This window comes from Thermomonas sp. (assembly GCF_047606765.1).
In the GTDB taxonomy this organism is placed as follows: domain Bacteria; phylum Pseudomonadota; class Gammaproteobacteria; order Xanthomonadales; family Xanthomonadaceae; genus Thermomonas.
Map to the genome: position 1 here is coordinate 1 of NZ_JASGED010000010.1, position 9,977 is coordinate 9,977.

The 9,977-nt window shown below is 65.0% G+C and carries 10 protein-coding genes; 8 read left to right on the top strand and 2 right to left on the bottom strand.

Features of this window, described 5'->3' with window-relative positions; all coding sequences use genetic code 11:
* The 4 genes from phbB to QM612_RS00980 all read left to right on the top strand — a co-directional run.
* On the top strand, nucleotides 1–549 hold a 549-nt coding region (gene phbB, locus QM612_RS00965; protein WP_415252027.1), incomplete at its 5' end, for an acetoacetyl-CoA reductase.
* Between the two features lie 175 nt (nucleotides 550–724).
* Nucleotides 725–1,183, top strand: coding sequence for a cytochrome c (locus tag QM612_RS00970; protein WP_415252028.1), 459 nt, complete (start codon nucleotides 725–727; stop codon nucleotides 1,181–1,183).
* A 148-nt stretch (nucleotides 1,184–1,331) separates the two neighbouring features.
* Nucleotides 1,332–1,832: a DUF456 domain-containing protein gene (locus tag QM612_RS00975; protein WP_415252029.1), complete on the top strand. Its 501-nt coding sequence runs from the start codon at nucleotides 1,332–1,334 to the stop codon at nucleotides 1,830–1,832.
* A gap of 32 nt (nucleotides 1,833–1,864) precedes the next feature.
* Nucleotides 1,865–2,896 (top strand): mechanosensitive ion channel family protein, encoded by a 1,032-nt coding sequence (locus QM612_RS00980; RefSeq protein ID WP_415252030.1) that lies wholly within the window; start codon nucleotides 1,865–1,867, stop codon nucleotides 2,894–2,896.
* 18 nt (nucleotides 2,897–2,914) lie between these two features.
* On the opposite strand, the gene QM612_RS00985 is transcribed toward QM612_RS00980, so the two are convergent.
* Together QM612_RS00985 and QM612_RS00990 are read right to left on the bottom strand one after the other, a co-directional pair.
* Nucleotides 2,915–3,550: a glutathione S-transferase family protein gene (locus QM612_RS00985; protein WP_415252031.1), complete on the bottom strand. Its 636-nt coding sequence runs from the start codon at nucleotides 3,548–3,550 to the stop codon at nucleotides 2,915–2,917.
* Nucleotides 3,547–5,082: a fumarate hydratase gene (locus QM612_RS00990; RefSeq protein ID WP_415252032.1), complete on the bottom strand. Its 1,536-nt coding sequence runs from the start codon at nucleotides 5,080–5,082 to the stop codon at nucleotides 3,547–3,549. Before QM612_RS00990 ends, QM612_RS00985 begins: the two co-directional genes overlap by 4 nt.
* A gap of 75 nt (nucleotides 5,083–5,157) precedes the next feature.
* On the opposite strand from QM612_RS00990, the gene QM612_RS00995 reads away from it, so the two are divergent.
* The 4 genes from QM612_RS00995 to QM612_RS01010 all read left to right on the top strand — a co-directional run bounded on the left by QM612_RS00995 (nucleotide 5,158) and on the right by QM612_RS01010 (nucleotide 9,864).
* On the top strand, nucleotides 5,158–7,011 hold the full coding sequence (locus QM612_RS00995) for an ABC transporter ATP-binding protein (RefSeq protein ID WP_415252033.1): 1,854 nt from the start codon (nucleotides 5,158–5,160) through the stop codon (nucleotides 7,009–7,011).
* Between the two features lie 166 nt (nucleotides 7,012–7,177).
* Nucleotides 7,178–8,344 carry a PQQ-dependent sugar dehydrogenase gene (locus QM612_RS01000; RefSeq protein ID WP_415252034.1) on the top strand — a complete coding sequence of 389 codons (1,167 nt, stop codon included), beginning with the start codon at nucleotides 7,178–7,180 and terminating at the stop codon, nucleotides 8,342–8,344.
* Nucleotides 8,345–8,425: 81 nt separating this feature from the next.
* Nucleotides 8,426–9,235: a ferredoxin--NADP reductase gene (locus QM612_RS01005; RefSeq protein ID WP_415252035.1), complete on the top strand. Its 810-nt coding sequence runs from the start codon at nucleotides 8,426–8,428 to the stop codon at nucleotides 9,233–9,235.
* Nucleotides 9,232–9,864, top strand: coding sequence for a histidine phosphatase family protein (locus tag QM612_RS01010; RefSeq protein ID WP_415252036.1), 633 nt, complete (start codon nucleotides 9,232–9,234; stop codon nucleotides 9,862–9,864). Before QM612_RS01005 ends, QM612_RS01010 begins: the two co-directional genes overlap by 4 nt.
* The last annotated feature ends 113 nt before the right edge of the window (nucleotides 9,865–9,977 follow it).

Consider the following 9,977-nt stretch of genomic DNA (forward strand, 5'->3'; position numbering starts at 1 on the left):
GCCGAAGCCGAGGCGATGGTGCGCGAAGTCGAAGCCACGCTTGGCCCCATCGATATCCTGGTCAACAACGCCGGCATCACCCGCGACGGCACCTTCCACAAGATGAAGGCCGACCAGTGGACGGACGTGATCAACACCAATCTCAATTCGGTGTTCAACGTGACCCGCCCGGTGATCGAAGGCATGCGTGACCGCAAGTGGGGCCGGGTCATCCAGATCAGTTCGATCAACGGCCTCAAGGGCCAGTACGGGCAGGCCAACTACGCGGCGGCGAAGGCCGGCATGCACGGCTTCACCATTTCGCTGGCACGCGAGAACGCGCGCAACGGCGTGACCGTGAACACCATCTCGCCGGGCTACATCGCCACCGACATGGTGATGGCGGTGCCGGAAGAAGTGCGCGCCAAGATCGTCGCCGACATCCCCACTGGCCGCCTCGGCACGCCGGAGGAAATCGCCTACGGCGTGGGCTTTTTGGCCGACGAGCAGGCCAGCTGGATCACCGGCACCAACCTCGACATCAATGGCGGGCACCACATGGGGTGGTGAGGCGAATTCGGCTTCGTCATTCCGGCGAAAGCCGGAATCCAGCTCTTGTGTGACGGATCAATGAAAAACTGGATTCCGGCTTTCGCCGGAATGACGGTGGTATCTGTCCCATGCCGGTCACCTGTGCCACCATCACCTTGATCCACTCCCCAGCCCTTCACGCCACGGAGCCGCCATGTCCACACCCGATCCCGCAACCCCGTCCGCTCCCGCCACCCGCAAATCCAATGCCGGGCGCTACCTGTTCATGCTGATCCTCGGGCTGGTGCTGGGCGTTGTTGCCACCGTGATGATCCTGCGCGCACTCAACGAACGCCGTGATCCGTTCCCGCATGCGCTGATGCATGTGCAGCAGTGGCACATGGGCCAGTTGAAGGGCGACATGGAGAAGAACCGCTGCAATCCCACCGACGTGCTGCCGCATCTGCAGGCCCTGCGTCTGGCCGCGAATGACCTGGATGCCGCCTTCCCCGGCCTTGCCGATGACGAGCGCTTCCAGGCAGCCACCTCGGCGATGCGCGCGGCCACCGACAAGGCCATCGCCAACCCGCCGCTGAGCTGCGAGGGCGTGGGCGCGACGATGAAGTCCATCGGCGAGACGTGCAAGGGCTGCCATCAGGACTTCAAGGGCTGAGAACTCGACGGCCGCAAACCGGCACGCATCGCGACACCGCCGAAAGCCGCCTGCGGGCGGCTTTCGCATTTCTGAATCCCCGCCGCGTCATCACGGTCACGCTGCGTACCGATCCGGCAGAATGCCTGCATCCCATATCGGCACGCCCATGGATCCGAATACCCTGCTCTACGCGATCGCGGCCATCCTTGTCCTGGTCGGGCTGGCCGGTACCGTGCTGCCGGCCCTGCCCGGCCTGCCGCTGCTGTTCGCCGGCCTGCTGCTGGCGGCATGGACGGACGGCTTCCAGCACATCCACTGGGGCTGGTTGCTGCTGCTGGGCCTGCTGACCCTGCTTTCGCTGGTGATCGACCTGTGGGCCACCGCGCTGGGTGCCAAGCGCGTGGGTGCCAGCCGGCTGGCGGTGCTCGGCGCGATGCTCGGCACCCTGGCCGGCCTGTTTTTTGGCCCGGTTGGGCTGCTGCTTGGCCCGTTCGCGGGTGCGCTGTGCGGGGAATTGCTGCATCGGCGCAGCCTGCAGCGCGACGACTTCGGGCAGGCCGCGAAGATCGGCATCGGAACATGGCTGGGTATCCTGTTTGGCGCCGTGCTGAAGATCGCGCTGGCCTGCATGATGCTGGGCCTGTTCGCGCTGGCATGGTGGTTCTGACCTCACTCCCTCTCACTTCCCGCATCGATCACATGCCCGCCACCGATCCCGGACACCTCGCCGCCACCACCCTCGCGGAACGCTTCAGCCACGCGATGGACGAATTGCAATCCAAGCTGGTGCATCTGGTCGTCAATGCGCCGCTGCTGCTGGTGGCGATCCTGATCGTGCTGTTCTCGCTGTGGCTGGGCGGCGTGGTCAGCCGGCGCATGCACGTCCTGCGCCGGATCAGCCGTGCCAATCCGTACATGGACGGCCTGCTGCGCAGCACCGTGCGTGCGCTGATCGGGCTGGCCGGCGTGCTGGTCGCGCTGGACATGCTGGGTGCCACCTCGCTGGTCGGCGCGGTGCTTGGCTCCGCCGGCGTGGTCGGGCTGGTGCTGGGCTTCGCCTTCAAGGACATCGCCGAGAACTACATTGCCGGCGTGCTGCTCAGCATCCGCAAACCGTTTGCGCCGGGTGACTCGGTGCTGATCGATTCGCACGAAGGCAAGGTGATCGCGCTGACCAGCCGCGCCACCATCCTGATGACCAGCGACGGCAGCCACCTGCAACTGCCCAACAGCCTGGTGTTCAAGTCGGTGCTGCTGAACCAGAGCCGCAACCCGAAGCGACGCTTCGACTTCACCATCACCATCGACGGCAGCCAATCGATCCGTGCGGCGCAGTCGCTGGCGATTGCGCAGATCGCGAAGGTCGAAGGCGTGCTGCCCGATCCCGGGCCGTCATGGGTGGTGCAGGAGTTCTCGCCAAACGGCATCGCGCTGCGCTTCTTCGGCTGGATCGACCAGCGCGAAAATGACCTGGGCAAGGTGCGCAGCGAGGCGATCCGGGTGGTCAAGTCCGCACTGGCGCATGCCGGCATCGAAGGCCCACGCACCACTTGGCACGTCATCACCGAACGTCACGCCAGCGCCGTGGCACCTGCGCGCGAACACGCCGAACCGCCACACGGCAGCGATGCGGACACCTCGGTCAACCGCGACATCGATGCGCAACTGGCGCATGCGCGTGCGGCGGATGAAGGACACGACCTGCTGAGCAGCAAGGGCACTGCGGACTAGGCCGCTGCGCCAGCGCCCTCACACCCAGTCGGAGATACCTTCGCGGCGATAGGTTTCCGCGAACGAGGGCAGCGCCTTCATCCACGCCGCATGCGCGGCCAGCACGGGCCAGCCATCGGTGGGGCGCGGCATGTGGCGCGACCAGCGCATCAGCATGGTCAGCATGAAATCGGCGGCGCTGCGGCGCTGGCCCAGCAGGTACGGGCCATGGGCTGCAAGATGATCGGACACCTGCTGCCACGCGGCTTCGATCTTCGCGCGTGCCTGCGCCTTCGCCGCATCGATGTTGGCTTCACCCGCCGGTTCCTGCGGATAGAACCAGTCGCGATAGGCCGGCTGCAGCGTGTTCGCGCAGAACAGCATCCAGCGGTAGTAGTCGCCGCGTGCAGGCGTGCTCGGCGCGGGCGCAAGCCCGGCTTCGGGGTGCAGGTCGGCCAGCTGCATGGCGATGGCGACGGATTCGGTCAGCACCTGCCCGTCGATCAACAGCGTGGGCACCCGGCCCTGCGGATTGAGCGCAAGGTATTCCGGCGATTTCTGCTCGCGCCTGCCTAGATCAAGCTGGCGCAGCTCGTGCGCGATGCCAAGCTCGATCAACAGCCAATGCACGACCAGCGATGCCGTGCTCTGCGCTCCGTACAGGACGATGCTCATGCCGGCTCCACCACTACCGGAATGCCGGCGATCTTCGCTTTCCATTCGCGCGGGCCGGTCTCGTGAACCGATACGCCGTTTGAATCGACCGCCACCGTCACCGGCATGTCTTTCACTTCGAACTCGTAGATCGCCTCCATGCCAAGGTCGGCAAAGCCGACGACCTTCGCCGCCTTGATCGCCTTCGACACGAGGTAAGCCGAGCCACCGACCGCCATCAGATAGACGGACTGGTGCTTGCGGATCGCTTCCAGCGCCGCCGGGCCACGCTCGGCCTTGCCGATCATGCCCAGCAAGCCGGTTTGCGCCAGCACCTGCTCGGTGAACTTGTCCATGCGCGTGGCCGTGGTCGGGCCGGCAGGGCCAACCACTTCATCGCGCACCGGATCAACCGGGCCAACGTAGTAGATGAAGCGGCCCGCCAGATCGACCGGCAGCGGCTCGCCCTTGTTGAGCATGTCAACGATGCGCTTGTGGGCGGCATCGCGCCCGGTGAGCATCTTGCCATTGAGCAGCAGCACGTCGCCCGGCTTGAAGCTGGCGACCTCTTCCTTGGTGATCGTGTCCAGATCGACGCGGCGCGCGTTCTGCGGGCTGTAGGTCAGCTTGGGCCAGTCCTCCAGCGACGGCGGCTCCAGCGCCACCGGCCCGCTGCCATCCAGCGTGAAATGCGCATGGCGGGTGGCGGCGCAGTTGGGGATCATCGCCACCGGCAGGTTGGCGGCGTGGGTCGGATAGTCCTTGATCTTGATGTCGAGCACCGTGGTCAGGCCACCCAGCCCCTGCGCGCCGATGCCCAGCGCGTTGACCTTCTCGAACAGTTCGATGCGCAGTTCCTCGACGCGGTTCGACGGCCCGCGCGCGATCAGTTCCTGGATGTCGATGTGCTCCATCAGCGATTCCTTCGCCAGCAGCATCGCCTTCTCCGCGGTGCCGCCAATGCCGATGCCAAGCATGCCCGGCGGGCACCAGCCCGCGCCCATCGTCGGCACGGTCTTGAGCACCCAATCGACAATGGAATCGGAGGGATTGAGCATTGCGAACTTGGACTTGGCTTCCGAACCGCCGCCCTTGGCCGCGACGATCACGTCCAGCGTGTTGCCCGGCACGATCTTCACGTTGATGACGGCAGGCGTGTTGTCCTTCGTGTTCAGCCGCTTGCCGGCCGGGTCGGCCAGCACGCTGGCGCGCAGTTTGTTGTCCGGGTGGTTGTAGGCGCGGCGCACGCCTTCGTTCACCGCATCTTCCAGCGAGCCGGTGAAGCCGGCCCAGCGCACGTCCATGCCCACATCAAGGAACACGGTGACGATGCCGGTGTCCTGGCAGATCGGGCGATGGCCCTCTGCGCACATCCGCGAGTTGATGAGGATCTGCGCCATCGCGTCCTTGGCCGCTGGCGATTGCTCGCGCTCATAGGCAGCGGCAAGGCTCTTGATGTAATCGACCGGGTGGTAATAGCTGATGTACTGCAGCGCGTCGGCGACGCTCTGGATCAGGTCTTCCTGCTGGATCGTGCGGGTTGCGTGGGTCACGGCTGGCTCTTGGGCTGGCGGGGGGATGCCGAACGGGTATTTTAGGGCCTTGCCGCCCAACCCGCCGACCCCGCAATGCCGCCACCCCTGCCCCCGCAACAACTCAACATGCGCCAGCGCTTCGGCGCGATGCGCAACATCCCGCCGTTCCTGCGCGAAATCTGGGGCACCAGCAAGCTGCTGACGCTGGCGTCCATCGGCCTGCGGCTGGTGCGCGCCTTCCTGCCGATTGCCACCTTGTACGTCGGCAAGCTCATCATCGACGAAGCGGTGCGCCTGATCGGGCTGGGCGTGGCGCACGAGTTGCTGGATGCGTGGCATTCCGGCGCGCTCAATCACCTGCTCACCCTGCTCGCCATCGAGTTCGGCCTTGCCATCGGCTCCGACCTGCTGGGCCGGCTGACCAGCTACGTCGATACTGTGCTGTCCGAACTGTTCACCAATGCCACCAGCATCCGCCTGATGGAGCATGCGGCGCTGCTTGATCTGGAGGATTTCGAGGACGCCGACCTGCAGGACAAGCTCGACCGCGCCCGCCGGCAGACCATGGGCCGGATGAACCTGATGGGCCAGTTGTTCGGGCAGGCGCAAGACGCGATCACCGTGGTGAGTTTCGCCATCGGCCTGCTGGCCTACGCGCCGTGGCTGATGGTGCTGCTGGCGGTGGCGCTGATCCCGGCCTTCGTCGGCGAATCGCATTTCAATGCGCTGAACTACTCGCTCAACTTCCAGTGGACGCCGGAACGCCGCCAGCTGGAATACCTGCGGCAGATGGGCGCCAGCGTGGAAACCGCGAAAGAGGTCAAGATCTTCAACCTCAACCGCTTCTTCATCGAACGCTTCCGCGTGCTGTCGTGGAAGTTCTTCGAAGCCAACCGCAAGCTGGCGGGCAGGCGCGCGTTGTGGGGCACGCTGCTGGCGGCGCTGGGCACGCTGGGTTACTACATCGCCTACGGCTACATCGCATGGCGCACGGTGCGCGGGGATTTCTCCATCGGCGATTTGACCTTCCTTGCCGGCAGCTTCCGCCGCCTGCGGCAGTTGCTGGAAAGCCTGCTCAGCGGCTTTTCGCAGGTCGCAAGCCAGGCCCTGTATCTGGATGACCTGTATTCGTTCTTCGAAATCAAACCGGAAATCGCCAGCAAGCCGAATGCCCTGCCCGTGCCCGACCCGATCCGCAGCGGCTTCGTGTTCGAAAACGTCGGCTTCCGCTACGAAGGCAGCGAACGCTGGGCGCTGCGCGGCCTGAGCTTCGAACTGCACGCCGGCGAGGTGCTGGCGCTGGTCGGCGAAAACGGTGCGGGCAAGACCACGCTGGTGAAACTGCTGGCGCGGCTGTACGACCCGGACGAGGGCCGCATCCTGCTGGACGGACGCGACCTGAAGGACTACGACCTGGATAACCTGCGCGCCAGCACTGGCGTCATTTTCCAGGACTTCGTGCGCTATCACCTGACCGCTGCGGAGAACATCGGCGTCGGCCAGATCGATGCGATGGACGACTTTGATCGCATCGAACGCGCCGCGCACAAGGGCATGGCCGATGAAGTCATCGCCTCGCTGCCGAAGGGCTACGACCAGGTGATCGGCAGGCGCTTCAAGGACGGCATGGACCTGTCCGGTGGCCAGTGGCAGAAGATCGCGATTGCCCGTGCCTACATGCGCGACGCGCAGGTGATGATCCTTGACGAACCCACCGCCGCGCTGGATGCGCGCAGCGAGTTCGAAGTGTTCGAACGCTTCAAGGAACTGTCCGACGGCAAGACCGCCGTTCTGATCTCGCACCGTTTCAGCAGCGTGCGCATGGCTGACCGCATCCTGGTACTGGCCGATGGCAAGGTGGAAGCCAGCGGTACTCACGCCGAGTTGATGGCGCAGGGTGGACGCTATGCCGAATTGTTCGAATTGCAGGCGGCGGGCTATCGCTGACATTCCCACGCCACGGTAGATGCGGAGCTTGCTCCGCATTTGCGTGTGCCGAGCAAGCTCGGCACCTACAACTGGATCCCGGCTTTCGCCGGGATGACGTTTCGGGAGTTGTTCAGAGCTTCCTTGGACGCGACACCGGAATGACGAGCAAAAACAGGGAACCCTCATGCAACGCATCATCAAACCATCGCTCTGCATCGCCCTGTCGCTGGCCCTGAACGCCTGCGCGCAATCCACATCGCAACCCGCTGCCGCCACCTCGCCCGCGCAGCAGGTGCAGACGCAGGCCGGGCAAATGCAGGTGCAAGCCATCGCCAGCGGCCTTGAACACCCATGGGCGGTCGCCCTGCTGCCGGAGGGCGGCTTCCTTGTCACGGAACGCCCCGGCCGGTTGCGCCGCATTGCCGCCGATGGAACGGTGTCCGCACCCATCGCCGGCGTTCCAGCCGTATTCGCTGAAGGTCAGGGTGGCCTGCTGGATGTCGTGCTTGATCCGGACTACGCCGCCAACAAGCGCATCTGGCTGAGTTTCGCCGAGCCGGGCGAAGGCAATACTGCCGGCACTGCCGTCGCCACTGCCACATTGGGCGATGCCGCACTGCTTGATGTGCGCGTGATCTACCGGCAAGCGCCGAAGCTGGAAGGCGGCAACCACTTCGGCTCGCGCATCGCCTTCGATGGCAAGGGGCACGTCTTCATTTCGCAGGGCGAGCGCAACCAGCGCGCGATGGCGCAGGACTTGTCCGTGCTGCAGGGCAAGCTGGTGCGGCTGAACATGGACGGCAGCATCCCCACGGACAACCCGTTTTACGCGCGCAGCAGCGCACGCAACGAAATCTTCAGCTACGGCCATCGCAACATGCAGGGCATGGCCGTCGATCCGCGCACCGGAAAACTGTGGCAGAGCGAACACGGCCCGCGCGGTGGCGACGAGATCAACCTGCCGCAAGCCGGCAGGAACTACGGCTGGCCCATCATCACCCATGGCATCAACTATTCCGGCCTGAAAATCCCGGAAGCCGAAGGCGAAGCAAAAGCCGGCATGGAACCGCCCTACCACGTATGGGAAAAATCGCCTGCCCTGTCCGGCATGGCCTTCTACACCGGCCATCCCGCCAGCGCATGGAACGAGAGCCTGCTGCTGGGCGCGCTGGCCGGCCGCAGCCTGATCCGGCTGACGCTGGACCGCGAGAAGATCAAAGCCGAGGAACGCTTGCTCACCGATCTGGACAAGCGCATCCGCGACGTGCGCGTGGGCGCGGACGGAGCGGTGTACGTGCTGACCGACGAAGCCGACGGGCAATTGCTGAAGCTGGTGCCACCAAGGCGCTGAACCGGGGCTTGCACCGGATCAAACCCGAAGCCGCCGCGCAGCGTAAAATGCGCACCGACTTCCGCTTCGCCTTCCCCACGCATGGCCTCGCCCTTCGGCACCGAGACGGTGCTTGATGTCCGCCACTGGACGGACGCCTACTTCAGCTTCACCACCACCCGCGACGATGGCTTCCGCTTCGAGAACGGCCAGTTCGTGATGATTGGCCTTCCCGTGGAGCAACACGACGGCACGCACAAGCCGTTGATGCGCGCGTATTCCATTGCCAGCGCCAATTGGGAAGAACAGCTGGAGTTCTTCAGCATCAAGGTGCAGGACGGCCCGCTGACCTCGCGCCTGCAACACATCCAGCCCGGCGACACCATCCTGATCGGGCGCAAGCCCACCGGCACCTTGCTGATCTCCGACCTGCATCCGGGCCGCAACCTGTACCTGCTGGGCACCGGCACCGGCTTTGCGCCGTGGATGTCGGTCATCAAGGATCCGGAAACCTACGAGCGCTTCGACAAAGTGGTGCTGTGCCACGGCGTGCGAGGCGTGGAAGACCTGGCCTACCGCGATTACATCGAACGCGAACTGCCCCATCACGAACTGCTGGGCGACACCATCCGCGACCGCCTGCTGTACTACCCGGCGGTCTCGCGCGAGGCCTTCGACTACAAGGGCCGCGACCATCGCGGCCGCATCACCGATCATCTGGACACGGGCCGCATCGCCGATGCCCTCGGCATCGAAGCACTCGACCCGGCGCACGACCGCGCGATGATCTGCGGCAGTCCGTCGATGCTCGCGGACTTCCGCGCCATCCTCGACGCACGCGGCTTCAACGCATCGCCGCGCATCGGCACGGCGGGCGAATACGTGTTCGAGCGGGCCTTCGTCGAGAAATGAGCCGCACAGGCCGCACCGTGCTTTTCGTCCGCCACGGGCAAAGCCAGTCCAATGCTGGTGGCCCCACCATGGACGATGCGCTGATCCCGCTGACCGAGTTGGGTCACGCGCAGGCGCTGCATGTTGCCAAGCGTTTGCCGGCGTCACCTTCGCGCATCGTTGCATCGCCCTATCTGCGTGCGATGGATACCGCGCGTGCCTATGCCGCGCTGACCGGCCTTGGCATCGACACCAACCCGGAACTGCGCGAGTTCCACAACATCGACGCCGACCTGCTGCGCGGCATGACCGGCGAGCAGCGCCGCCCGATCTCGCGCAGCTTCTGGGAACGTGGCGACCCGCACGAACGCATGGGGCCACGCGCGGAAACCTTCGCGGAGTTCAGCGAACGGGTGCAGCGCTTCATCGAGCGCGACCTGCGCGAATTGCAGGACGGCACCGTGGTATTCGGCCATGGGCGCTGGATCGGGCTGCTTGGCTGGAAGTTGCAGGGCCGTGACAGCTACGACGCCGATGGCATGCGCGCATTCTGGGACTACATGTGCGCATTGCAGATGCCGAATACCGCCATCTATCGGGTACGCGCCGACGCATCAGGGCAGTACGGCTTCGAGCCCGCGTTCGCGTAGAAAACCGGGCGCAGGCTGCGACTAGGGAAGCTCTGAACAACTCCCGAAACGTCATCCCGGCGAAAGCCGGGATCCAGCTTTTTCAATGACTTACCAAAGAGCTAGATTCCGGC

Excerpts from the sequence above, each read along its gene's own strand:
- QM612_RS00970 (WP_415252028.1), top strand. The coding sequence starts at position 725 with ATGTCCACACCCGATCCCGCAACCCCGTCCGCTCCCGCCACCCGCAAA.
- QM612_RS00975 (WP_415252029.1), top strand. The coding sequence starts at position 1,332 with ATGGATCCGAATACCCTGCTCTACGCGATCGCGGCCATCCTTGTCCTG.
- QM612_RS00980 (WP_415252030.1), top strand. The coding sequence starts at position 1,865 with ATGCCCGCCACCGATCCCGGACACCTCGCCGCCACCACCCTCGCGGAA.
- QM612_RS00985 (WP_415252031.1), bottom strand. The coding sequence starts at position 3,550 with ATGAGCATCGTCCTGTACGGAGCGCAGAGCACGGCATCGCTGGTCGTG.
- QM612_RS00995 (WP_415252033.1), top strand. The coding sequence starts at position 5,158 with ATGCCGCCACCCCTGCCCCCGCAACAACTCAACATGCGCCAGCGCTTC.
- QM612_RS01000 (WP_415252034.1), top strand. The coding sequence starts at position 7,178 with ATGCAACGCATCATCAAACCATCGCTCTGCATCGCCCTGTCGCTGGCC.
- QM612_RS01005 (WP_415252035.1), top strand. The coding sequence starts at position 8,426 with ATGGCCTCGCCCTTCGGCACCGAGACGGTGCTTGATGTCCGCCACTGG.
- QM612_RS01010 (WP_415252036.1), top strand. The coding sequence starts at position 9,232 with ATGAGCCGCACAGGCCGCACCGTGCTTTTCGTCCGCCACGGGCAAAGC.